The organism is Streptomyces sp. NPDC051582 (genome assembly GCF_040681715.1).
Lineage (GTDB): Bacteria > Actinomycetota > Actinomycetes > Streptomycetales > Streptomycetaceae > Streptomyces.
Genome location: NZ_JBFAZJ010000010.1, coordinates 160,764 through 186,922, shown reverse-complemented (window position 1 = coordinate 186,922; position 26,159 = coordinate 160,764). Strand labels below are relative to the sequence as shown.

The following is a 26,159-nucleotide window of genomic DNA, read 5'->3' as shown; positions in this document are numbered from 1 at the left end:
ACCACCCGCACGGCCCCACACACCACACCACCGCAGTTCCGCTCCTGGAGGAGACCTCATGACCATGACCGTGAACGAGACCGCGAACCCGACCGCGCAGCTGACCGCCACCGCCCTGACCGAGCTGGTCGTGTCCATCTACCGCGAGACCCTGGGGGTCGCCGAGCTCGACGAGCAGAGCGACTTCTACGAGTGGGGCGGCGATTCGCTGACCGCCTTCCGGATCACCGCACGGCTCGAAGAGGCACTCGGGGCGGAGGTCCCGGTGGCCCTGGTCTTCGCCTACCCCTCGCCGGCGGACCTCGCCGACGTCGTCCACGCCGACTTCGTCCAGGCATGAGGGGCCGGTCATGACGGACACCTACGTACCCGGCGGCCGCTGGCGGCTGTGGGACCAATTCGCCCTGCGCGGGGCGGGCTTCCCGGCCGGGGGCGTGCTGCGGCTGGCCCCTGACGGGCTGGCCCCGGCCGCCGACAAGTTCGATCCCGAGGAGGGCGCGGCCGGCCTGGCCGGTGAGCGGTGGGGGGAGTTCGCCGCCCTGTTCGCCGACGCCCAGGTGGAGACGGCGCACACGCTCCAGGACATTGCCCGGATGCCCGCCTTCCGGGAGGCGGTGGCCTGGCAGAACCGCCCGGTGCTCGCCTCCGGGATCACGCCCTTCCTGAACTGGACGCCGACCGCGGCGGGCCGTACCAGCATGCCCCGCCAGCGCGAGGAGCTGGTGGCCCACTACTGGCAGCGGTTCTGCGTCAAGAACGACACCATCGGGTTCTTCGGCCCGGTCGGCTGGGGCCGCTGGGACCTCGCCGCGCACGGGGTGGAGGTCGACCCCGGCACCGGTCTGATCGCCGGATCGCAGGTGTACTTCGCCAGCTGGGCCATCGACGCCCTGGCCGCGCGGATCGACACCGACCCGGCGGTACGGGAGTGGGTGGCGCCCCGGCGCGTGCCGTTCGTCCGCCAGTCCGGCATGGACGTGACGGTGCCGGGCCGGCCGAGCCAGGCCCTCGGCGAGGGGGCGCGCGCCGTGCTCGCCCTCTGCGACGGCGTCCGCCCGGCTCGGGAGATCCGGGCCGCGCTGCCGGAGGTGGACGTGTCCGCCGTGCTGGCCGACCTGGTCGCCCGCCGGTGGGTGGTGTGGAAGCTGGAGGTGCCCGCCGACGCCCGCCCCGAGCGGCATCTGCGGGCCTGGCTGGAGCGGGTCGGGGACGCGGAGCTGCGCGAGCCCGGCCTGGCCGCCCTGGACGCCCTGGAGCGGGGCCGGGACCGGGTGGGCGGGGCGGCAGGGCCCGAGGCGCTGGTGGCCGCGCTGACCGACCTGGAGGGGGAGTTCGTCGCGCTGACCGAGACCGCCGCCGTACGCGAGAAGGCGGCCGGTACGGCGCCCTGCCGGGCACTGGTGTACTCCGACTGCCGGCGGGCGGCGACCGCCACCCTGGGGCGGACCGTGCACGAGGCCCTCGCCCCGCTGGACCCGCTGCTGACCAGCGCCGGGTGGCTCACCGCGCGGCTCGCCGACGCCGTGATGGCCCGGGCGCGGGAGGTGTACCGCCGGCTGGCCGGGCAGGGGCCGGTCGACCTGGCCGCGTTCTGGTTCGCCTGCATGCCGATCCTGCACGGCGCGGCCCGCACGGAATCCGCCGATCTCCAGCGGGAGTTCCGCAGGCGCTGGGACGCCATCCTGTCGCCGCCGCCGGGCACCCGCCGGGTCGGGCTGCCGCTGGAGGCCGTCGCGGGGCCCGTCGCCGAGCAGTTCGGCGGCCCCGGCGGGGGCTGGACCGCCGCCCGCTACCTCAGCCCCGACATCATGATCGCGGCCTCCGGGGAACAGGCCGTGGCCCGGGGCGACTTCGAGCTGGTCCTGGGCGAACTGCACGTCGCCGCGAACACCTTGGGCGCCTCTCTGTTCGTCAACCAGCACCCGGACGCCGGCGAGCTGCTCGGGCTGACCGGCCGGGACCATCCCGGCCCCCGGCTGATGCCGCTGCTGCCCAAGGAGCACCGCTCCCGGCTGTCGGCGCGGATCCGGCACTCCCTGGTCCGGCCCGAGGACTACTACGTGGCCCTCGTCGACTTCACCGCCGATCCGGGCCGGCCCCGTACGGTGCTCAGCGCCGACGTGGCGGTGACCGAGCGGGCGGACGGCGAGCTGGCCGTGGTGCTGCCCGACGGGTCCGAGTTCCCCGCGGTGGACGTGTTCTCGCACGTGCTGACCACCCTGGCGATGGACCTGTTCCAGATCCTGCCGGACGGGGCGGACCACTCCCCCCGGGTCACCGTGGACCGGCTCGTCGTGGCGCGCGAGACCTGGCGGCTGCCGCCGTCGGACATGGACTTCGCCGACGAGAAGGACGAGGCGCGCCGGTTCGTACGGGCCCGGCAGTGGGGGGAGCGGCGCGGGCTGCCGCGGTTCGTGTTCGTCGTACTGCCCACCGAGACCCGGCCGTTCTACGTGGACTTCGACAGCCCGGTGTACGTCAACATCCTCGCCAAGGCGGTCCGCAGGATGGCCCGCAAGGAGCCGCAGGGCCGGGCCGTCTTCACCGAGATGCTGCCGAGCCCCGAACAGGCCTGGCTGACCGACGACCAGGGCGAGGTGTACACCTCCGAGCTGCGCTTCGTGGCGGTGGACGAGGGCTGACCGCAACACGGCACCACCAGGGGAGCGACGCGTACCGGCGGCGCGCACGGCGGAGCAACGGGCGCCGTGCGGGGCCGCCGTTGCGCGTTCTACCCCCCGCGGCTGCGTGCGCGGCTGCGTCTTCTTCCCTACTGACGGATCTCCCCAGACAGCAGTGTTGAGGAAAACACCGCTTGGAGGCCCACAGTGAAGGTTGTCGCAGCGCACGGCGGACCGGCGAGGCACGGCAGCGAAGCCGGCGACGTCGTACGTGACGGTGACGGAGTGTCGTTCGCGCAGCGGAGGCTGTGGTTCCTCGACCAGCTCACCGGAGGCTCCGCCGAGTCCCTCCTCCCGCTGGCCCTGCGCATCCGCGGCGCCCTGGACGCCGCCGCGCTGGAGCGCTCGCTGGCCGGCATCGTGGACCGGCACGAGGTGCTGCGCACCCGGTTCACGGCCGTCGACGGCGAGCCCGTGCCGGTGGTGGACCCGGCGGGCCGCACCCGCCTGGCGCGGACGGAGGCCGGCAGCATCGAGGAGCTCTTCGACCGGGAGCTGGCGCGGCCGCTGGACCTGGCCAAGGAGCACCCGCTGCGGGCCACCCTCGCCCGCATCGGCTCCGAAGAGCACGTACTGCTCCTGGTGGTGCACCACATCGCGGTGGACGGCTGGTCCTGGGACGTGCTGCTGCGCGAACTGGACGCCGGTTACCGGGGCGAGGCGGTGGACGCGCCGCCGCTGCAGTACACCGACGTGGCCCGGACCGAGGCGGAGCGGCTGAGCGGCCCGCGGATGGAGCGGCTGCTCGGGTACTGGCGGGAGCGGCTGGCCGGGGTCGCCCCGCTCGCGCTGCCCGCCGACCGGCCGCGGCCCGCCTTCTGGGACGGATCCGGTGACGTGGTCCGCTTCGAGCTGCCGGCCGAGCTGGTGGCCGAGGTGGACCGGGTGGCCCGCGAACAGCGCGCGACCCGCTACATGCTGCTGCTGGCCGTGTACCAGGCCCTGCTGGGGCACTACTCGGGCCGCCGCGACATCGCCGTCTGCACCACCCTGGCCGACCGGGGACGGGCCGAAGTGGCCGACGTGATCGGCCCGTTCGTGAACACGATCGTCCTGCGGACCGACCTGTCCGGCGATCCGACCTTCGCCGAACTGCTGGGGCGGGTCCGCACGGGGGCCCTGCGGGACTTCTCGCACTCCGAGGCGCCCTTCGACCGGGTGGTCGGCGAGGTGGTCACCGAGCGCGACCTCTCCCGCCACCCGCTCGCACAGGCCTCCTTCACCCTGCTCAACACGGTCCCCTCGGCGGCCCGCCTCGACGATCTGGACGTCGGCCTCGTACGGACGCCGCTGACGGGCACCCCGCTCGACGTGTTCCTCGACCTGAGCCTGCGCGCCAACGGGGACATCGCGGCGCGGCTCCAGTTCTCCACCGCCCTGTTCGACCAGAGCACGATGGTCCGCTTCACCGAGGGGTACGTGGAGCTGCTGCGCGCGGTCACGGCCGCGCCGGGGGGCCCGGTCGCCGAGCTCGCCGGACGGCTGGAGCCGCTGCCCGGCAAGGAGCGGGCCCGCCTGCTCGCGACGGCGGGCCCGGAGCGCCCCGCGCCGGCGGCCACGCCGTTCGCCGTGGCGGGCGAGCCGAACGCGGTGGCGCTGGTCTGCGGGGAGAAGATCCTGCGCTACCGCGAGCTGGACGCCCTCGGCGGCGGCCTGGCCACCGCCCTGCGGGCGGCCGGCGCCGGCCCGGGGACCCCGGTCGGCGTGTGCATGAAGCGCGGGGTCGCGTCCGTGGCCGCGATGACCGCGATCTGGCGGGCCGGCGGGGTCTACGTACCGCTGGATCCGGCGCTCCCCGAGGAGCGGCTGCGGTTCATGGCCGAGGAGGCCGGGCTGGCGTGCGTCCTCACCGACGCCGCGACCGCGGAACTGGCCGGCGCGCTCGGCCCGCGGGTGCTGCGGGTGGAGGACGCCGGACCCGACGCGGGCGCCCCGCACCACACCCCCGACCCGCGGGACCTCGCGTACGTCATCTTCACCTCGGGCTCCACCGGCCGTCCGAAGGCCGTCGGGATCGAACACGGCGCGATCGACGCCCATGTCGCGGCAGCCCGCGAGGAGTTCGGGATCACCTGCGGCGACCGGGTGCTCGCGTTCTCGTCCTTCTCCTTCGACGCCTCGCTGGACCAGCTGCTCACCGCGCTCGGCTGCGGGGCGACCCTCGTGGTCCGGCCGGACGAGCAGTGGCTGCCCGCTCAGATCCCCCTGGTGGTGGAGCGGTACGGGATCACCGTGCTGAACCTGCCGCCCACGTACTGGGCCGAGCTGGCCTTCTCGCTCACCGACCGCACCGCCGCCTCCCTCGCCCCGCTGCGCCTGCTGATCCTCGGCGGGGAGTCCGTCCCGGCCGCGGCGCTGGCCGCCTGGCAGGCGCGGGCCCCGCACGTACGGGTACTCAACGCGTACGGGCCGACCGAGACCACCGTCACCGCCACCACCCACGAGATCGGCGCGGCCGGGGTCACCGACCCCGGCCGGGTGCCGATCGGGCGGCCGCTGGGCTCCCGCCGGGTGTACGTGGTGGACGCGCACGACGAACTCGTGCCGGTCGGAGAGCCGGGTGAGCTGCTGATCGGCGGCCCGGAGCTGGCCCGCGGATACCTCGGCCAACCCGCCCTCACCGCAGCCAAGTTCCTCCCGGACCCGTACGGCGCGGACGGCGGACGCCTCTACCGCACCGGCGACCTGGTGCGCCGACTGCCCACCGGAGAGCTGGAGTTCCTCGGACGCACCGACGACCAGGTCAAGATCCGCGGCTTCCGCATCGAACTCGGCGAGGTCGAGGCGGCGCTGGGCGAATGCCCCGGAGTGGTGGCGGCCGCGGTGGCCGTCGGCTCGGACGCCCAGGGCGGCAAGAGCCTGACCGGCTACGTGGTGGCCGGCCCCGAAGGCCCGGTGGAGCCCGCCGTACTGCGCGCCTTCTGCGCCGGCCGGCTGCCGCACTACGCCGTGCCCGCGGACTTCGTGGCACTCGACGCGCTGCCCGTGAACGCCTCGGGCAAGCTGGACCGGACGGCGCTGCCCGCCGCCCGGCCGGACGGGGAGCGGGCCGAGCGGGACCGGGCGGCCGCGGGCGGCGCCGAGTTCATCGCGCCGCGCGACGCCACCGAGCAGGTGGTCGCCGACATCTGGGCGGAGGTCCTGGGGGTCGACCGGGTCGGCATCGACGACGGGTTCTTCGACCTGGGCGGCCACTCGCTGCTCGCCACCATGGCCGTCTCGCGGATCGCCGAGCGCCTCGGCCGCGAGGTCGAGCTGCGCACGCTGTTCGAGAACCCCTCCATCCGCGCGTTCGGCCCGCTGGTGGCCGCGGCCCGGCAGGCGGGCGCCGCCACCGTCGTCCCGGTGGACCGCTCGGGACCACTGCCGCTGTCCTTCGCGCAGGAGCGGATGTGGTTCCTGGACCGGATGTCCGACGTCGGCGACGAGTACGTGCTCTGGTTCTCGTGGCGGATGCGCGGCGGGCTCGACCGCGACGCCTGGCAGGGCGCCCTCGACGAGGTGGTGGCCCGGCACGAGGCGCTGCGCACCGCCTTGGTCGAGGTGGACGGCAAGCCCGCGCAGCGGGTGGTCCACGGGGTGCGCGTACCGCTGGTGTGGCAGTCCGCCCCGCCCGGGGACGAGGAGGCCGTACGGCTGGAGCGGCTGCGCGCGGTGGCCGTCCCGTACGCCACCCGCCGCTTCGACCTGGCCGGTCCGCCGCTGCTGCGGGCGGGGGTGTGGGAGCTGGACCCCGAGGACCACGTGGCGGTCATCGCCTTCCACCACGCGGCGACCGACGGCTGGTCCAAGGACGTGATCATCGGCGAGCTCGCCGAATCGTACGCCGCCCGTGTGGCCGGGCGTCCGGCGGAACTGCCGCCCGTCCCCCTCCAGTACGGGGACTTCGCGCTCTGGCAGCGCGACCGGATGGCCGGCGAGGTACTGGAGCGGCAGCTGGCGTACTGGGAGGAGGCGCTGGCCGGTGTGCCCGTACTGGAGATGCCGACGGACCGGCCGCGTCCGGCGGGCTGGTCGGGGCGGGGCGGGGCGGTCGAGGTCGACCTGCCGAAGGAGCTGGAGGCCGCCCTCGGCGAGCTGGCCCGCAGGCACGGGGTGACCCGGTTCACGGTGCTGCTGGCCGTGGTGCAGATCGTGCTGGGCCGCTGGTCCGGGCAGCAGGACGTGGCGGTGGGCACCCCGGTCGCGGGCCGCGGACAGCTGGAGCTGGAGCGGCTGGTGGGGCTGTTGGTGAACACGGTGGTGCTGCGGGGGGACCTGTCCGGCGAGCCCACGTTCACGGAGTTCCTGGACCGGGTGCGGGAGTCGGTGCTCGGGGCCTTCGACCACCAGGAGGTGCCTTTCGAGCGGCTGGTGGAGCATCTGCGGCCGGAGCGGGACCCGTCGCGCAACCCGCTGTTCCAGGTGATGTTCGACGTACAGGAGAGCGCGGCGGGCGGGCCGCGGGTCGAGGGCCTCGACGTGGAGCACTTCGTCCTGCCGTGGGGTTCGGCCAAGTTCGACCTGACCGCCACCTTCCTGCTCTATCCCGACCGCTTCGCACTGAACGTGGAGTACGCGAGCGACCTCTTCGACGCCGCCACGGTCACCCGGTTCGCCGGGCACGTGGGCCGGGTGCTGGAGGCGGTGGTGGCCGATCCGGAGCGGGCGGTCGGACGGCTGGAGCTGCTGTCCGCCTCCGAGTACGAGGAGCTGGCCGGGGCCGCGGGCTCCGCGGCGGACGCCCCGGCGCGGCCGTTCACCGTCTCGGGCGCCCCGGACTCCGTGGCCCTGCTCTGCGGGGACGAGAGCCTGACGTACGGGGAGCTGGACGGCCTGACGGGCGGGCTGGCCGCGGCTCTGGCGGCCTCCGGGGTGCGGCCGGGCACGCCGGTCGGCGTGTGCCTGCGCCGCGGTATCCGCTCGGTCGCCGCGATGGCCGCGATCTGGCGGGCCGGCGGGGTCTACGTGCCGCTGGACCCGCGGCTGCCCGAGGACCGGCTGCGGTTCATGTGCGCCGAGGCGGGCGTGCACAGCGTCTTCAGCGACGGCTCGACGCAGGCGCTGGCCGCCGCGCTCGGACCGCGGACCGTCCCCGTCGACTCCGTGGCGGCGGACCCGGACGCGCCGCGCCACACCCCCGGTCCCGGGGACCTCGCGTACGTCATCTTCACCTCCGGCTCCACCGGCCGGCCCAAGGCCGTCGGCGTGGAGCACCACGCGCTGGGCGCCCACACCGCCGCGGCCCGCGAGCTGTTCGGCATCACGGCCGAGGACCGGGTCCTCGCCTTCGCCTCCTTCTCCTTCGACGCCTCGCTGGAGCAGGTGCTGCCCGCCCTCGGCGCGGGAGCCTCGGTGGTGGTCCGCCCCGACGAGGTCTGGTCGGTGGAGGAGCTCGCGGAGGCCGTACGCAGCCGGGACATCACGGTCATGGAGGCCACCCCCGCCTACTGGGAGGAGATCGTCGCCCGCCTCGACACCGTCGCCGGGGACCTCAAGGGCCTGAGGCTGCTGGTCACCGGCGGGGAGGCGCTGCCCTCGGCGCCGCTGGCCCGCTGGTTCGCCCACCTGCCCGACGTACCGGTCGTCAACACGTACGGCCCGACCGAATCGGTCATCTCGGCCACCGCCCACACCGTCACCGCGCCCGTCGAGGGCCGGGTGGCGATCGGCCGGCCGCTGGGCTCCCGCCGGGCGTACGTCGTCGACGCGCTCGACCAGCTCGTCCCGGTCGGAGTGCCGGGCGAACTGCTGATCGGCGGCCCGGAGCTGGCCCGCGGATACCTCGGCCAACCCGCCCTCACCGCGCAGCGGTTCGTACCGGACGGGTACGGCGGGACCGGCGGGCGGCTCTACCGCACCGGCGACCTGGTGCGCCGACTGGCCTCCGGGGAGCTGGAGTTCCTCGGCCGCACCGACGACCAGGTCAAGATCCGCGGCTTCCGCATCGAACCGGCCGAGATCGCGGCCGTCCTCGAACAGCACCCGGACGTGCACGCCGCGACCGTCCTGGTCCGCGAACTGCGCGGGGAGCGCGCCCTCGTCGGCTACGCGGCCGTCCAGGACCGGGGGCCGGACGCCGAGGCGCTGGCCGCCTGGTGCCGGACCCTGCTGCCCGGCTACATGGTGCCCGCCGCGTTCCTCCTGCTCGACGCCCTGCCCCGGACCGTGCAGGGCAAGGTGGACACCGCCGCCCTGCCCGACCCGCAACCGGCCGCGCCGGCCGCGTCCGTGGCGCCGCGCACCCCGACCGAGGTGGTGACGGCCCAGATCTGGGCCGAGGTCCTGGGCCTGCCCGAGGTCGGGATCCGGGAGGACTTCTTCTCCCTCGGCGGCCACTCGCTGCGCGCCGTGGCCGCCGCCTCCCGACTGCGCACCGCCTTCGACTGCCCGATCCAGGTACGCGACCTGTTCGACCACCCGACGGTCGAACTGCTCGCCATCGAAGTGGAACGACAGCTCATCGACCAGATCTCCTCGATGAGCGACGACGAGATCGACCTGTCCCTGACCTCCGAGTTCTGACCGCCGCCGCGTTCCGAACCTCGATCCCAGCCTTGATTGGACGGCACTTGCGATGACCACTGCACAGGTCGAACCCTCCACCACCGCCTCGTCGGACACCCCCGGCGGCCTCTCCCCCGCCGCCCGCCGGCTCCTCGAAATGCGCCTGCGCGGCAAGGCGGCCGCCGCGCCCGCCGGGATCCCCCGCCTCGACCCGCGCCCCGCGCAGGCCCCCCTGTCGGCCGCCCAGCAGCGCCTTTACTTCCTCGACCAGCTCGACCCCGGCGGGGTCGAGTACCTGATGCCCGCCGCCTGGCGGTTCACCGGCCCCCTGGACACCGCCGCGCTGAGCGCCGCGATCGGGGACCTCACCGCCCGCCACGAGCAGCTGCGGGTGGTCTTCTCCCAGGACGACGGGGTGCCCGCCCAGCACGTGCTGCCCGCCGCCGACGCGGCCGGCCTCGACGTGGTCGACCTGCCCGCGGCGGTCCGCGAAGGCGGCCCCGAGGCGATCGCCGCCGCCGTACGGGAGGTGGCGCTGCGCCCCTTCGACCTGGCGGCCGCGCCCCCGTTCCGGGCCACGCTGCTGCGGATCGGCGCCGAGGACCACGTACTGGTCCTGGCCATGCACCACATCGTCTCGGACGGCTGGTCGCTGGACGTCCTGACGGGCGACCTCGGCGCCTGCTACCGCGCCCGGTGCCACGGCCGGGCCCCGCAGCCCGCCCGGCCGCCGGTCGAGTACACCGACTACGCGCACTGGCAGCGCGGGGCCGACGAGAGCGCCGACCTGGACTACTGGCGTACGGCGCTGGCCGGTCTGACCCCGCTCGAACTGCCCGCCGACCACCCGCGGCCCGCCGTCCGCAGCTCCGCCGGCGCCGTGCACACCGTGGAACTCCCCGAGGCGCTGACGGCGGCGCTCGCCGAGCTCGGCCGCCGGGCCGACACCACCCCGTACATGACCCTGATGGCGGCCTTCCAGGCGGCGCTGGCCTTCCACAGCGGCCAGGACGACATCGCGATCGGCACCGTCGTCGCCAACCGGGAGCGCCCGGAGATCGAGCAGCTGGTCGGGTTCTTCGTGAACACCCTGGTCATCCGCACCGACCTGGCGGGCGACCCGACCTCCGCGCAGCTCCTCGCCCGGACCCGGGAGAGCGTCCTGGGCGCCCTGTCCCACCAGGGCCTGCCGTTCGAGCGGATCGTCGACGAGCTGAGCCCCGAGCGGGACCTGTCGCGCAACCCCCTGTTCCAGGTGCTGTTCTCGTACTCGGCCGCCGCGCCGCAGGGCGGGTACGCCCTCGGCGGGGCGACGGGCACGGCCTTCCCCATCGACCTGACCACCGCGAAGTTCGACCTGACGCTGGACGTCAGCGAGGACGCGGACCGCATCCGGCTCCGGTTCGTCTACCGCCCCGACCTGTTCGAGGCCGCCTCGGTGGCCCGACTGGCCGAGCACACCGTCGCGGTGCTGCGGGCCTTCGCCGAGGCCCCGGACGTGCCGCTCGCCATGGCCGACCTGCTCACCGCCGCGGAGCGGGCCGCGCTGCTCGGCCCCGACGGCCCGGCGAACCGCCTGCCGGCGGCCGCCGTGCCCGAGCCGGCCCCCCGGCTCGCGATGGAGCGGCTGGCCGAGCGGATCCGGCTGGCGCCCGCCGCCCGGGCCGTCTGCGGCGGCGGCCGCAGCCTGACGTACGCCGAACTCGACGCGGCCTCGCTGGCCCTGGCCCGGCGGCTGCGGGCGGCGGGCATCGGCCCGGAGTCCCTGGTCGGGGTGTGCCTGGGCCGCTCGGTCGACCTGGCCGTCGCGCTGCTCGGCGTATGGCGGGCGGGCGCGGCGTACCTGCCGCTGGACCCCGCCCACCCGCGGGCCCGGCGGGAGTTCACGGTCGGCGACGCGGGTGTGGAGTGGGTGGTCGCCGACGCGGTCGGCCGCGCCGCGGTGGAGGGGCTTGCGGTGGGCGTGATCCCGCTGGCCGACCCCTCCGACGACACCTCCGACGGCCGCCGCGACGACACGGAGGACCTGCACTGCGCCGTTCCCGGCCCGGAGACCCTCGCGTACGTCATCTACACCTCCGGCTCGACCGGTCGGCCCAAGGGCGTCGAGATCACCCACGGCAACCTGGCCTGGCTGCTGGACGCCGCCGACCACCACTTCGACTTCGGCGCCGACGACGTGTGGACGCTCCTGCACTCCCCCGCCTTCGACTTCTCCGTCTGGGAGCTGTGGGCCCCGCTGGCCTCCGGCGGCCGGGTGGTCGTGCTGACCGAGGACGAGGTGCGCGACCCGGCGGCCGTCCACGCCGTCCTGCGCGACGAACGCGTCACCGTCCTCAACCAGACCCCGGCCGCGTTCAAGGGTCTTCGGGCCCATCTGGCGCAGCAGGGCGAGGAGTTCGGCGCCCTCGCGCTGCGCACGGTGGTCTTCGGCGGCGACGCCTTCGACGCCCGTGACTACCGCGACTGGTTCGCCGTGCCCGAGGGCGCGCGGCCCGCGCTGGTGAACATGTACGGGATCACCGAGACGACCGTGCACGTCACCTACCGGCTGATCACCGAGGAGGACACGGTCTCGCCCGTGTACTCGCCGATCGGCCGCCCCCTGGCCGGCCAGCACGGCTACGTCCTGGACCGGGCGGGCCGCCTGGTGCCGCACGGCACCGTGGGCGAGCTGTACGTGTCCGGCGGCGGGGTGGCCCGCGGCTACCGCAACCGGCCGGAGCTGTCCGCCGAGCGCTTCCCCCTCGACCCCTTCGGTCCCGCCGGGACCCGCATGTACCGCACCGGCGACCTCGTACGGGTGCTGCCCGACGGGCAGCTGGCGTACGCCGGCCGCGCCGACCACCAGGTCAAGATCCGCGGCTTCCGCATCGAGCCCGGCGAGATCGAGACCGCGTTGCGCGCCCTGCCCGGCGTACGGGACGCCGCGGTGGTGGCCCGGCCCGACGCGCACGGCGGGGCCCGCCTGGTCGCCCACGTGGTGCTGACCGAGGGCCGTCCGCTGGACGCGCCGGACCTGCGCGACCGGCTGCGCCTGACGCTGCCGGAGTACATGGTGCCCGCACTGTTCGTCCGGCACCCGAAGCTGCCGATCACCGCCAACGGCAAGGTGGACCGCACGTCCCTGGTGGCGGTCGCCGTCGAGGGGGCCGGCGCGCCCGCCGGGCACGTCCCGCCGTCCGGTGCGACCGAGGAGGCGCTGGCCCGCATCTGGTCGCAGGTGCTGGGCGCGGAGCGGATCAGCCGTACGGCGAACTTCTTCGACCTGGGCGGCGATTCGATGCTGGCCCTGCGCGTGATCGGGCAGGCCCGCAACGCCGGCCTGGGCCTGAGCGTCCCGGACCTGTTCCGGGCCCGCACCCTGGGCGACCTCGCGGCCCTGGCCACGGAGGCGGCCGAGGGCACCGGCCCCGCGCCCGTGGAACCGTTCTCCCAGCTGGATCCGGCGGACGCGGCCCGGCTGCCGCAGGGCCTCGACGACGCGTACCCGCTGACCATGCTCCAGGCCGGGATGCTGCACGAGATGCTGGCCGACCCGGACCGCGGCGCCTACCACAACGTCACCGACCTCAAGATCACCGTGCCGGAGGGCTTCGACCTCGCCGCCTTCCAGACCGCCGTGGACACGGTCGTGCGGGGTCACAGCATCCTGCGCTCCTCCATCGACCTCGTCACCTTCTCCGAGCCGCTCCAGCTGGTGCACGCCGCCGCCGGGCTGCCGGTCGGCTACAGCGATCTGCGCGGCCTCCCGCACGAGGAGCAGTGGGCCTCCGTACGGGGCTACGTGGACGCGGAGTTCGCCCGGCGCTTCGACCTGGCGGCCCCTCCGCTGGTCCGCATCCACCTGCACCACCTCACCGACCGGGAGCTGCGGCTCACGCTGACCGACTGCCACGTGGTGCTCGACGGCTGGAGCCTGACCTCCCTCATCGCCGACCTGCTGGACCTGCACCGGCAGGCCGTGGCCCAGGGCCGGACCCCGGAGCTGCCGGCGGCGCCCCCGTACGCCGAGTACGTGGCGCTGGAGCGGGCCGCGCTCGTCGACGAGGAGGGCCTGGAGTTCTGGCGCAGGGAGCTCGCCGACCTGAGCCCGGTCCGCTTCACCCGGCGCGGTACGGAGGCCTCCGACCGCGGGCAGTTCGTGCACGAGGTGCGCCGCTCGTACGCCGCCCTCGCGGAGCCGATCGGCCGGCTGGCGCGGCTGGCCGGGGTGCCCCGCCGCACGGTCCTGCTGACGGCGTTCCACCACACCATGAGCCTGTTCGCCGAGCGTGACGGGGACGCCGCCGGACACTCGGTCGGCCTGGTCACCAACGGGCGGCCCGAGGTGCCGGGCTCCGACCGGATGCGCGGGCTGTTCCTGAACACCGTGCCCTTCGGGGTCCGGCGGCCCCGGGGCAGCTGGCTGGAGTACCTGAAGGCGGCGTTCGCCGCGGAGCAGGAGATGCTGCCCTACCGCAGGGTGCCGCTGGCCCGGATGGCACAGCTGAGGCCCGGTGCGCCGAGCGTGGCGGACACCCTGTTCAACTACGTCAACTTCCACCGGCTGTCCGGGGACAGCTGGGACGACTCGCTGGAGATCGCCCGTACCGCGTTCCCCCTGATGCTCAACGCGAGCGTGGAGTCCCTCATCCTCGACGTCGACCCGGACCACCTGGCCCCGGCCACCGCCGAGCAGCTCGCCGACCTGATGTGCGAGGTGCTGAAGGCGATGACCGCGCGGCCGCAGGCCCCGGTCACGGCGCCGGTGCTGGCCGGCGAGGCGCGGATGCGGGCGCTGGAGGAGTGGGGCCGCGGCCCCGAGCTGGCGGGCACCTCCCTGATGTTCCACGAGTGCGTGGCGGAGCACGCGGTGCTCACACCCGGCGCGGTGGCCGTCCGGCAGGGAGAGCGCGAGGTCACCTACGCCGAACTCGACGCCTCCGTACACCAGTTGGCGGACCGGCTGCGGGCGCTCGGGGTCGGCCCGGAGGTGCCGGTCGGCATCTGCCTCGACCGCGGAGCCGAGATGGTCCGGGCGGTGCTCGGGGTACTGCGGGCGGGCGGCGCGTTCCTGCCGCTGGAGTCGCAGCACCCCGCCGACCGGCTGAAGTTCATCGTCGAGGACAGCGGGATGCCGGTGCTGATCACCCAGTCCTCGCTGCTCGGGGTCGTGCCCTTCGACGGACCGACCCTGGTCGTGGACGACCCGCAGACCTGGGCCGCTCCCGTCGGCGCGCCGGTTCCCGCGCCGCCCGTCACCGCGGACAACGCCGCCTACGTCCTCTACACCTCCGGCTCCACGGGCACGCCCAAGGGCGTCACCATCCAGCACCACAGCCTGACCAACATGCTGGAGGGGCAGCGCGATCTGTTCCCCGTGACCGCCGAGGACCGGGTGCTCCAGTTCGCCTCCCTCAGCTTCGACGTCTCCATCCTGGACCTGACCTGGGCCCTGGCGAACGGCGCCCAGCTGTGCACCCCGCCCAGAGAGGCACTGCGCGCGGGTGCCGACCTGGCGGACACCCTGCTCGACTACGGGATCACGGTCGCGATGCTGGCCCCGAGCGCCCTGGCGGCCCTGGGCGAGGACCGCTTCCCGGCCCTGCGGATCCTCCAGGTGTGCGGCGAGGCCTGCCCGGCCGAACTGGCCCAGAAGTGGGCGCACGGACGGCGGTTCTACAACGTCTACGGGCTCACCGAGACGACCGTCTGGTCCGTCTCCACCCTGCTGAAGCCCGACTGCAAGCGCCCGCCGATCGGCTGGCCCATAAGGAACACGCAGGTCTACGTACTCGACGAGGACCTCCAGCCGGTCCCCGTGGGGGTGCAGGGCGAGGTCTACCTCGGCGGGCGCGCCATCGGCCGGGGCTATGTGAACCGCCCCGACCTGACCGCCGCCGCCTTCGTCCCCGACCCGTACGGGGCCCCCGGCGGGCGGCTGTGCCGCACCGGCGACATCGGCGTCCAGCTGCCCGACGGCGCGGTGGAGGTCCTCGGCCGCCGCGACAGCCAGGTGAAACTGCGCGGGTTCCGCATCGAGCTCGGCGAGATCGAGCACGGGCTGCGCGAACTGCCCGAGGTGCAGCAGGCGGTGGTCCTGCTGCGGCGCGACCTTCCGGAGCCGGCGCTGGTGGCGTACGTGGTGCCCGAGGCGGGCGCAGCGCCCGTCGTCGAGCCCTTCCGCCAGGCGCTGCGGGCCAAGGTGCCCGCGTACATGGTCCCCGCGCGGTTCGTCTTCCTCGACGCGATGCCGGTCAACAGCAGCGGCAAGGTGGACAAGAAGGCCCTGCCGCTGCCCGCGGCCGACCGGCTGGGCAGCGCCACCGACTACGTCGCGCCCGGCACGCCGGCCGAGGTGGTGCTCGCCGAGGTGTGGCGCACGGTGCTCGGCATCGAGCAGGTCGGTGTCCACGACGACTTCTTCGCCCTCGGCGGCAGTTCGCTCTCGACCGTCCGGGTCGCCGCGCAGGCGGCCGCCCGGGGGCTGAGCGTCTCCGTACGGGACCTCCTCGAACTGCCCACGATCGCCCGGCTCGCCGCCCGCGCCACGCAGGCGGCGGCCGCCGAGGAGGCGTCCGCCGGCGCCAGGGCCGTCATCTCCGAGGTCCGGCTGCGCGAGGGCGACGGCGCCCCGCTGTGGTGCGTGCACCCCAGCGGCGGCAGCGGCGCCTGGTACGTGCCGCTCGCGCGGGCCCTGCCGCCCGGCCGGCCGGTCCGCGCCTTCCAGGCCCGCGGCCTGCTCGGCGGGGTGGACCCGACCACCATCGCCGGGATCGCGGCCAACTACGCCGCCGAGCTCGCCGCCCACGGCGGGCACGGACCCCACGACCTGCTCGGCTGGTCCATGGGCGCCAACATCGCCCTGGAGATGGCCACCCAGCTGCACGCGGCCGGTCACACGGTCGCCCCGCTGACCCTGATCGAACCGCACCTGCCCCACCCGGCGTCCCGCGAACGCCTCGCGGCGGTCGGCCGGGACATGGAGCGGGGGCTGCGGATGCGCGACCGCCTCCGTACGCTGCCGCCCTCGGCGGAGCGGGAGGCGGCCGTGGCCGAGCTCACCACCCTGCTGCTGGGGGCCGGCATGAGCCCCGGCGAGGCGGCCCTGGTGGAGCAGGCCCCCATCGAGGTCTGGCACTCGCTGCTGACCGCCCTGTCCGCGTACGAACTGCGCCCCTACCCCGGCCGTGTCCACCTCCTGGTGGGCAGCGCGGCCGCGGAACTGCCCGACGGCGAACCGATGCCCGGGCTGGACGTGGACTTCCGCACCTACGTCGAACGCTGGCGCGAGATCGCGCTCGGCGGACTGACCGTCCACGTCACCGAAGGCGACCACATGTCCATGATGTCCGAACGGCTGATGCACAAGACCGCTGCTGCGCTCGGCCGGATCCAGTCGGAGGCACGCCGATGACCGTCCTGACCACGAACACGAACACCGCCACCGCCGCCACCGCCACCGCGGAGCCGTCCCCCCTGGTGTGCCCGGTCACCGGCCGGACCGCCCCGCCGGCCGGACCGCCGGCCCCCGCGACCCGTACGAGCCAGGCGGCCCCGGCTGCCCCCGCGGCCCCCTTCGCCGAGCGCTACCTCCTCGACCCCGCCGTCAACGCGGACCCGTACGGGTACCTCAACTCCCTGCGCGACCACGACCCCGTGTACTGGTCCGCCATGCACCGGGCCTGGCTCGTCACCGGGCACGCCCAGCTGATGCACTGCCTGCGCGCCCCCGCCGTCTCCGCCGAGCGGGTGCGCCCGCTGATGGACGCCGTGCCGGAGGGCGCCCGCGAGGACGCCGAGCGGGCCTTCGGGATCCTGTCCCGCTGGATGGTGTTCAACGACGCCCCGCAGCACCGGCGGCTGCGCCAGGTCTTCCAGGAGCAGTTCGCGGCCCGCTCCATCGGCCGCTACCGGGCCTTCGTCGAGCGCGCCACCCGCGCCATGCTCACCCGCCGGGCCGTCCCCGGCCGGATCGGGGACCTGGTCGCCGACATCGCCCGGCCGCTGCCCGCACTCGTCTTCGCCCGCTGGCTGGGCGTCCCCCAGGCGCACGGCCCCTCCTTCTGGTACTGGAACGCCCGCGTCGGCGACCTGGTCCTCGGGGCCGCCCAGGAGGAGCGCGAGTACCGCACCTCGCTCCAGTCCCTGGTCAACCTCGACGACTACCTCGCCGACCTGGTGAAGCAGCGCCGCGCCGACCCCAAGGACGACCTGATCAGCGCCGTCCTGGCGGGCGGCCAGATCGGGAAGTCGGTCAGCGAGGAGGAGTTCGTCGGGATGCTGACCCAGATGGCCTTCGCCGGCGGCGAGACCACGAGCAACCTCATCGTCAACGCCGTGCTCGCCCTGCTGGAGCACCCCGAGCAGCTGGCCGCCGTACGGGAGGACCCGACGGCGCTGGTGCCGATGGCGGTGGAGGAGGCCATGCGCTTCGACGGCCCCTCCAAGATGTCCATCCGCACCGCCGCGCGCGACTTCGACCTCGACGGGCGCCCCGTCCGCGCCGAGGACCGGCTCTTCCTGGTCACGGCGGCCGCCAACCGGGATCCCGCCCGCTTCGCCGCCCCGGACGCGTTCGACGTCCGGCGCGGCAGCGCCTCGCACCTCGGGTTCGGCTTCGGCGCGCACTTCTGCATCGGGGCGGCCTTCGCCCGGCTGGTGGCGGGAGCGGTGGTGGACGTACTGGTCCGCGAGTACCCGGGGCTGGAGCTGCTCGGCGGGCAGCACACCTGGCAGCCGTCCCTGCTCAACCGCGCGCTGACGGCCCTGCCCGTCCGCTACTGACCACGGCCGGCCCTACGGATGGGATGTTGTTCATGGCTTCGACCCTGGTGGACGCGCGGGACCGGCTGAGCGCCCCCGCCCGGCTGCCCTCGTTCCGGCTGCTGTGGCTCGGACAGTCGCTGTCCCTGCTCGGCGACGGGTTCAGCTACATCGCCTTCTCCTGGATCACGCTCGGTCTCACGCAGTCCACGCTGGCCCTCGGTTACGTCCTCGCCTTCCAGGCGGTGCCGCGGGCCCTGCTGACGCTGGTCGGCGGCTCCCTCAGCGACAAGTGGTCCCCGCGGACCCTGATGAAGCTCTCCAGCTGGGCCCGGGCCGCCCTGATGGCGGGCGTGGGCCTGGCCGGCCTCGCCGGATCCCTGACGCTGTGGATGCTGTGCTGCGCCGCCGCCGCCTTCGGGGCGGTCGACGCCTTCTTCCAGCCGGCCCGGGCGTCGATCCTGCCGTCGGTCGTCGGCAAGGAGCAGCTCGCCCCGGCCAATGCCCTGCTCGCGGTCGGCACGAAAGTGGCGGCCGTGCTCGGCCCGGCCGTGGGCGGCATGGTGGTGGCCTTCTCCAACGCCTCCGTCGCCTTCATCGTCGACGGGGTGTGCTTCGCGCTCTGCGGTGTGTGCGTGGCGGGGATCCGCCCGCTGCCGCGCCCCGCCGAGGAGGAGAAGGGCCCGGCCGCGGGCGCCGCCCCGCCCGAGCCCCCGCTCTCGCTGGGCGCCCGGATCCGCGCCGGGCTGCGGTACGCCTTCGAGGACCCGCGGATCCGTACGATCCTGGCCGTCGACGCGGCGGTGACCTTCTGCCAGGCGGGGCCGTTCACCGTCGGCTTCGCCACCCTGGCCAAGGTCGACCTGCACGGCGGCTCGGCCACCCTCGGCCTGCTCAACGGCGCGCTGGCCGGCGGGGCCATGCTGGGGACCCTGGTCGGCGGCGCCGTGAGCAGCCGCCCGCGGATCGGCCTGCTGATCGCCGCGCTGGCGGGCTGGCTGGCGATCGGCACGGGCCTGCTCGGCTTCGTCGGCAACACGGCGGGGGCCCTCGCGACGGTGCTCGCGATGGGCTTCGGGATGGGTTTCCAGGGGGTCTTCGGCCTCAGCTGGATCCAGCGCACGATCGACGGCCCGGTGCTGAGCCGGGTGATCTCGGTGGACATGGTGATCGGCTACGCGGTGGCCCCGCTCTCCCTGGTCCTGTGCGGTGCCCTGGCACAGTCGGGCACCGCCCCGATGTTCGCGGTCTCGGCGGCGGTCCTGGCGGTGACGGCGATCGGCATCCTCGGCTCGCGCACGGTGCGCGAGATGCGGTGACCGTGTCCGGTCCGTCAGCTCCCCGACGCCTCCAGGGACGCCGAGAGTTCGCAGAGCGCGGCCCGGTTGGCACGACCGGTCTTGGCGGCGAGGGCGGCGATGTGCTTCTCGACCGTCCGCGGGGAGATGTAGAGGCGGTCGGCGATGTCCTTGTTGCCCAGCCGTTCCGCGAGGAGCCGGAAGACCTCGTACTCGCGGACCGTGACGCCCTGGGCGCGCAGCACGTCCGGAATCGTGCTCGAACCCGTACGGCGCTGGCGGCCCGGGGCGCCCATCCGGCGCAGGGCCGCGCGGCAGGCGCCCGCGACGGTGGCCACCCCGCCCTGGTGGAAGTGCTCCTCGGCCTGGCGCAGCCAGGCCACCGGCTCGCCCCAGCCGTCCTCGTACGCCGCGTCGGCGATCATCCTCAGGGCCAGGTGGAGGGCGGTGGCGTACGGGGCGGCGACGCGCAGGGCCTCGGCCACGGCGGCCGCGGCCTCCTCGGGGCGGCGTTCGCGGCCCAGCAGGACGGCGCCGGCGAACAGGACGAACTGCCGGTTCCAGCGCATCCGGCCGGGTGCGGTCGCGGCGATCTCCTCGTACGCGGCGCGGTCGGCCTCCCCCGACAGCACGTCCAGGAGCAGGCCGATGCCGTACCGCCCGCTGAGGTAGTACGTACTGGGGTTGGTGTCCTCCATGTCGGCGACGGCACGCAGTTCACCGACGGCGGCGGGCCGGTCCTCCTCCATCAGCGCGCAGAAGGCCCGCGCGAGGCCGAGGGTCAGCGGTTCCTCCTGGGAGCCGGCGCCGTCGCATCCGGCGAAGGTCGCGAGCGCGCTCTCCATCGCGGGCCGGTCGCCCCGGTGGGCGGCCAGCGTGGCCCGCGCCATGAGGACGTAGCGGGTGGCCGGGGCCAGCCGCAGGCGCTGTACGACGGCCAGGCACTCCTCGGCGGACCGCTGCGCTGCGGTGAACTCGCCCCGCAGGACGGCGTCGAGGATCATGATGCCGTCGATGGTGTGGACGATGGTGGCCGAGCCGAGCCGCTGGGCCTCGCTCCGGGCGGCCAGCAGCGGGGCCGTGGAGCCTTCGGTGAGCCAGTAGTTGCCGCCGATCCGGGTCAGCGCGTACATGCGCTGGAGCGGCAGCTGGTGCTGTTCGGCGGTCTGCAGGGCCGATTCCAGCAGGGCGGTGGCCTCGTCGAAGTCCCGTTCGCGGGCGAGGGTGGCCAGGAGTTCCAGCGCTTGGCAGGCGACGGTGGCCAGGCCGTGGCGCTGGGCTGCCTGGAGGGCCGAGTTGCCCAGTTTCTCCGCCAGTTGGGTGCGGTCGGGACCGGGGGTGTCGAGCGCGAGGTAGGCGGCGGTCACGTCGATCGAGGCGGTGGTGCGCTCGTCGGGGTGGGCGCCGAGGAGAGATCTGGCCTGGGTTATCTGTCTGTTGCCGTCCTCCCAGCGGCCCGCGGTGTGGGCCACCTTGGCGAGCCGGGTGTGCAGCGCGGCGAGGCGGGTGGCGCTCAGGCCGCTGCCGCCGAGGGTGTGCAGGTTCTCCGCGAAGCCGAAGGCCCGCGAGAAGTCCCCGGCTTCGGCGAGCGCGGGCAGCAGGGCTTCGAGGGCGTCGGTGCGCCCGGCGGGGTCCTGGCTGGCGGCGAGCAGCCGTTCGGCCCGGCTGAGCAGGGTGATCGCGGAGCCGATCCCCCCGGCCGCGAGGGCGCGCAGGCCGGCGGTGGTGAACAGGCGCCCGGCCTCGGCGTCGTCGCCGGCCTGGGAGCGCAGCTCGGCGACCAGGGGGCACCAGTCGCCTTCGAGGTCGGGGTAGAGCGCCTGCACGGCGTCGGCGGCGCGGCCCGACATCTGCGCGCGGTTGCCGGGCGTGAGCTGGGTGTGCAGGGCCTCGGCGGTGAGCGAGTGGCGGAACGCGTACCAGTCGGGGGCGGGTTCGTCGGGGACGACGAGCTGGGCGGCGACGCCGGCGTGCAGGTGGCTGAGCAGGCCGCGGTCGTCGATGCCGGTCATCCGCTGGAGCACGGTGAGCGGGAAGCGGCGGCCGATGACGGCGGCCGCGGAGAGCAGGGTCAGTCCCTGCGGGCCGAGGCGGTCGATGCGCCGCAGGATGCCCCGGGCGAGGGCGGTGGACACGTCGCTGCGCAGGTCGCCGACGACCCGCCAGCCGTCCTCGAAGCGGACGAGGGCGCCGCTGCCGATCATGCCCTGGAGGAGTTCTTCGACGAGGAAGGGGCTGCCGGCACTGTCGTCCCAGAGCCGTTCCAGGGCCGCCTGCGGGACGAGTTCGGGTTCGGTGTCCAGCTGGGCGGCGATGACCGCGCCGACCTCGGGTCGGGTGAGCGGGGCGAGTTCCAGTACGGTCCCCACGCCGCGCCTCCGGGCCGAGTCGGCCATGTCGAGTGCGTCGCAGGGCTCCGTACGGATGGTGGCCAGGAGCACCACGTTCGTGTACTCCAGGTTGTCCACCAGGTATTCGACGACCGCGAGCGTCTCGGGGTCGGCGTCGTGCAGGTCCTCCAGGAGCAGGAGCTGGCCGTGCTCCTTGCCGGTGGCGATGAGCAGCCGCAGGACGGCCTCGCCGAGGATGACCATGGAGCTGTTGTTCTGGGCGTCGCTGCTCCAGTCCGGGATGATCCTGCCGAGCGCGGGCCGGTAGGGACCGAGCGGCAGGTCGTCCAGGGGTTCGCCGCTGCGGAAGAGCGACATCAGCGCTTCGGTGAGTGGCCGGAAAGGGACGGTGGGGCCGGTGGTGCTGCTGCGGCCGCGCAGGGCCCGCACGCCCATGCCGAAGGCCATGCCCACCGCTTCGGCGGCGAGCCTCGATTTCCCGATTCCGGCCTCGCCGACCAGGAAGACCACCCCGCCGCGGCCTTCTCCCGCTTCGGTCAGTGCCTGCTTGATCTCACGCAGTTGCGGGTCACGACCGACGATGTACCGCGAACGGGAACGCATGTCCGCAATCTAGTTCATGGGATCGGCCGATTGTGCGACGAAAGTTGGCCGTTTCGAACAGGGGCGGGGTGAAGATCCGGGAGAGATCCGGAGAAGATCGGACACGCGCTACCAGGTGACGTTCGGGGCCGAGACGCTCGTGTCGATCGTGCTCAGGGTGATGACGATGCCGCTGGTGAGCACCACACCGGCCAGGGCACGGGCCCGGGCACACGCCTTGTTCCGTCCCGACAGGGTGATCCCGCCGGCCGGGTCCTCGGTCCGCGCCTCGGCGGCGGCCGTTGCGGCGGCCTCGGCGGCGGCGACGGACTGGGCGTTGACCTGGGGCTTCTGCATGGTGGTGAGTACCTTTCTCGATGCCTGAGGGGAGTGGTGCTCAGTGCTGAAGTGCCGAAGTGCGCGGTGCGCTATGCGGTTTCGAGGAGCAGGACGGACGGGACGCTCGCCGGGAAGCCCAGCCTGAGCAGGGCGTATCCGATGCCGGAGAGGCCGGTGAGGAAGCCGGGGGACGGTACGTGGTCGGGGGTGCCGCAGCGGTGGCCGTGATCCTCAAGTCGGCCGAGAACCTCCCCGGCGCGGTGGCCGAGGGCGGCCCCGGCCCCCTCGTGCCCCTGCCCGGCGAGCAGGCCGAGCAGTTCCAGGGATCCGAGGGCGCCGCGGTGCAGGCCGAGGTCGGGTGAGGTGCTGGGTGCGCCCAACAGCGCCGCGCACCGGTCGAGTTCCGCCACCGGGACCGGCTGCCCGGTGATCCCCGGCGCGTCGGCTCCGCATGCGTCGCTCCCGAGTACGGCGGCGGCCGCCAGCGCGGTGCCCGCGAGGCCCTCGTGCCAGTCGAGGTCGGCGGGGCGCAGCAGGGCCTCGTCCAGCGCGGGGCGCAGCAGGGCCGCGCCGGCCCGGGCGTACGCGGCCCCCGGCTCCCCCGCCTCCTCCAGGGAGGCGGCGTGGCGCAGCAGGGCCCAGCCGATGCCGGCGTCGCCGTGGGCGAAGCCGGGGGCCGCGGGGCGCTGTTCGGCGAGGATCTTCTCGGCCCGGACCAGCAGCCGGTCGGCGAGCCGCCGGGCCACGTCCCGCGCCACGGACCCGTACGTGCGCTGCGCGGCGACCGCGGCGGCCAGGGCTCCGGCGAGACCGTCGGCCACCCCGGCCGGCCCTTCGGCGCCTTCCTCCCCCTCCGCCAGGGCGGCGCGTTCCAGGGCGGCGAGCGCGTCGGGCAGAGCGCCGGCCAGGTCCCCGCCGAGCAGCGGGGCCAGCCGGGCCAGCGTGTAGACGATGCCGCCGATCCCGTGCAGGGCGCCGGGTCCCACCGCGGCCCCCAGCTCGGGGTCGGCGGCGAGCGCGGCGAGCAGCGCGGGCAGCGGCCGTACGGCCTGCCGGGCCAGCGCGGTGTACCGCTCGGCCCCGGTCAGGGCGCCGAGCTGGGCCAGGAAGAGCGCGACCCCGCAGTAGCCCTGGGCGAGCCCGCCGCCCATCGGCAGGACGGCCCAGTGGTCTCCGCAGACCTGCTCCAGGCCCAGCCAGTTGACGCGGTCCGCGCCGTGCACCGCCCGGGCCGCGATCTCGTCGGCGATCCCGCAGGCCGCGGCCAGCAGCCGGGAGGGCTCGGGGACGACCACCGGCCCGGCGGGACCCGCCAGGGTCGAACGCGGGCCGCCGACGCTGAGGTTGGCCCCGGTGACGGCGAGCGTGGCCGAGATGATCCACTCCTGGTCGTGGCGGTCCACCTCACCCATCGCGGCGATCTTGGCCCGGGCGGCGTGCAGGCTCGGGGCCGGCAGCACCCCGTCGAGGCGGCTGCCCCGGGAGGTCGTCAGCGCGGTGTCCGAGGGGTGGTGGAAGAAGAGGGGCACGTCCCCGGACCACAGGTCGGCGATCTCGTCCTCGATCAGCCGCCGGCGCGCCGGGTCGTGCTCGGACTCCGTCCAGAGCACGGCGAGCACGGTGTCCCGGGTCAGCGCGTCGCGCAGCAGGTCGGGGTGGGTGGACTCGTCGAGCAGGGTCGTGTAGAGGCGGGTCGAGCGGGCGATCAGGCGCCCCGGGCTGGTGGCCCAGCGGGCCAGCAGCCCTCCGTCGGCCGTCCCGGTGCCCAGCAGTTCCGCCCGGTGCTCGGTGATCGCGTCGTATCCGGCGCGGAACCCCTCCAGCAGCGCCGCGCGGTGGTCGGCGTGGCCGGCCGTCCTGCCCTGCGGGCCCGGCCGGTTCTGTCCGGCCCCGGTGGCCACCGGGGCGCGCAGCAGCCGCATCCCGTCCGTTCCGGCGGCCTCCCAGCGCAGTCCGTCGCTCGGGTAGGAGCCGCCGTCCCCGCCGCCGAGGGCCGAGATGTCCATGGCGCCGTTCTCGCCGATCAGCAGGCTCGGCAGCAGGCAGGTGCGGTACACCGAGGCCTCCAGGGCCTCCGCAGCCGGGTCGGAGCCGCAGGTCACGGCCGTCGGCAGCCCGGCGTGCAGCAGGGTCTCGGCGTCCACCAGCACCGGCTGGTCACCGCAGGCGATGACGTTCTCGTAGTGCATGTCCACGCCGTCGATCGCGTAGAGCAGGGCGAGCAGCGCGCCCTGGCGCCGGTAGAAGCGGTCCAGTTCGGTGGGCGTGGAGCACCAGCCGTGCTCGATGAACTCCAGCCAGCCGTAGCCCTCGCCGCGCACCGAACGCGGGGTCCGCAGGCCCAGACCCGCCACCTTGGCGTTGGCCCAGCCGACCGTCCGGTCCAGCAGGACGTGCTGGTCGAGCGGGCGGGGCTTGTAGACGACGGTCGCGCCGCCGGCGAAGCTCAGCAGGGCCACGGACCGGTTGCCCTGGTGGACGTCGCCCCGGCCGAGGTCCACCCGTACGAGGGCCCCCGGGTCCGTGCCGTCCAGCAGGCCCGCGACGATCTGCGGGCGGTCGGCGGTGAAGCGGGCGAACAGCTCCACGGTGGCCTCGGCCGCCTGTCCGCAGGCCTGGCCGAGCATCCGGGCCAGCACCGGGTGGCGGGTGAACAGCCCGGCGAGGCCCTGGCGGGTGCCGAGCCGGCCCACGAAGTCCGCGAACCGCTCGCGCGGGCCCTCCCCCGCCAACAGGCCTTCGGCCCGGGCCCGGTGGAGCTCGCGAACCAGGGTGCGGGCGCACTGGCGGACCAGCCGGTCGCCGAGGCGCTCCTCGAAGGCGGCCCGTACGACGTCGAGTTCGCCCTCGGCGAGGTGGAGGCGGGCGGCCGCCCGCTCCCAGGCACAGCCGATCAGGGGGCGCAGCGCGGGCAGGAACACCGCGGCGCCTTCCGCGTCCGCCGCCGGGAGCTCGTCGGGGGCACCGGCGGGGGACGCGGCCGGGACCTCGGCGGGGGCCGCGGCCACCATCCGCTCGACGGAGCGGGCCCATTCGGGCTTGGCCGCACGGGCGGCCAGCCGGCCGGGGGCCTCCGCCGCGAGGGCGTACGCCGCGTCCTGCGTGACACCCAGGCTCGCCAGCCGGGCCGCGAATCCGTCCGCGTCACCCAGGGACCAGGAGGCCGGTCGGCTGTGGGGGGCGTCGGCCGGCGCGGGTACCGGGGCACCCGGGGCGGCGAGCCGCTCCCGCAGGTTCAGGGCCCGGGCCCACCAGGAGGGGGCCAGGCCGCCGACCTGGGATTCTTCGACGGTGGTGGCGGTGTTGGTCACAGGAGAAAACTCGCAGAGTGCGGGGCCCGCGCACATGGGGGCCGATCCCCCATATTCCGTGGGCCCGCCCCCCACGGGGGCCGCGGGCCTGCGGGCAGGGGTGGTGCGGAGGCCTCCGGCCGGGCCCCGGCGTACGGGTTCCGGCAGGTCGTGGACGCGCCGGAGGGCCCGGGGGGCGTCCGCGAAGTCCCGCCCGCCCGCGACGTCCGGCACGCGCGTTCGCCGCACCGGGCGAAATCCCGGGTACGACCAGTACACGGGCTTGCGCCCGGCCCGCCGGACACCCCGTGGCCGTAGGGGAACCGCGCCCGTGGAAGCGGCCCTTCACAAATGTGGGGGCTGCGACCCGATGCCGCTCCCGGC

Annotated in this window: 9 protein-coding genes; 6 read left to right on the top strand and 3 right to left on the bottom strand. The window is 74.9% G+C overall.

The annotated features are described in order from the left end of the window. Positions 1–58: 58 nt before the first annotated feature. The 6 genes from AB0M92_RS15940 (at position 59) to AB0M92_RS15915 (ending at position 19,234) form a co-directional block, all read left to right on the top strand. On the top strand, positions 59–340 hold the full coding sequence (locus tag AB0M92_RS15940; protein WP_366102723.1) for an acyl carrier protein: 282 nt from the start codon (positions 59–61) through the stop codon (positions 338–340). Positions 341–350: 10 nt separating this feature from the next. Beyond that, positions 351–2,642 carry a lantibiotic dehydratase gene (locus tag AB0M92_RS15935; RefSeq protein ID WP_366102722.1) on the top strand — a complete coding sequence of 764 codons (2,292 nt, stop codon included), beginning with the start codon at positions 351–353 and terminating at the stop codon, positions 2,640–2,642. 186 nt (positions 2,643–2,828) lie between these two features. Then, positions 2,829–9,185, top strand: coding sequence for an amino acid adenylation domain-containing protein (locus AB0M92_RS15930; RefSeq protein WP_366102721.1), 6,357 nt, complete (start codon positions 2,829–2,831; stop codon positions 9,183–9,185). 52 nt (positions 9,186–9,237) lie between these two features. Continuing rightward, positions 9,238–16,566 carry an amino acid adenylation domain-containing protein gene (locus AB0M92_RS15925; RefSeq protein WP_366102720.1) on the top strand — a complete coding sequence of 2,443 codons (7,329 nt, stop codon included), beginning with the start codon at positions 9,238–9,240 and terminating at the stop codon, positions 16,564–16,566. Beyond that, positions 16,563–17,936 carry a cytochrome P450 gene (locus tag AB0M92_RS15920; RefSeq protein ID WP_366102719.1) on the top strand — a complete coding sequence of 458 codons (1,374 nt, stop codon included), beginning with the start codon at positions 16,563–16,565 and terminating at the stop codon, positions 17,934–17,936. The genes AB0M92_RS15925 and AB0M92_RS15920 overlap by 4 nt, the downstream gene beginning before the upstream one ends. Positions 17,937–17,968: 32 nt before the next feature. After that, on the top strand, positions 17,969–19,234 hold the full coding sequence (locus AB0M92_RS15915; RefSeq protein WP_366102718.1) for an MFS transporter: 1,266 nt from the start codon (positions 17,969–17,971) through the stop codon (positions 19,232–19,234). Positions 19,235–19,248: 14 nt separating this feature from the next. Here AB0M92_RS15915 and AB0M92_RS15910 read toward each other — a convergent pair whose 3' ends face one another. The 3 genes from AB0M92_RS15910 to AB0M92_RS15900 form a co-directional block, all read right to left on the bottom strand. Further along, positions 19,249–22,167, bottom strand: a complete 2,919-nt coding sequence (locus AB0M92_RS15910) for an AAA family ATPase (RefSeq protein ID WP_366102717.1) — start codon at positions 22,165–22,167, stop codon at positions 19,249–19,251. Between the two features lie 108 nt (positions 22,168–22,275). Continuing rightward, a complete protein-coding gene (locus tag AB0M92_RS15905; protein WP_366102716.1) occupies positions 22,276–22,503 on the bottom strand; it encodes a hypothetical protein in 228 nt (75 codons plus the stop codon). 71 nt (positions 22,504–22,574) lie between these two features. Then, entirely contained in the window at positions 22,575–25,796 is a 3,222-nt protein-coding gene (locus tag AB0M92_RS15900; protein WP_366102715.1) for a type 2 lanthipeptide synthetase LanM family protein, read from the bottom strand. Positions 25,797–26,159: the final 363 nt, after the last annotated feature.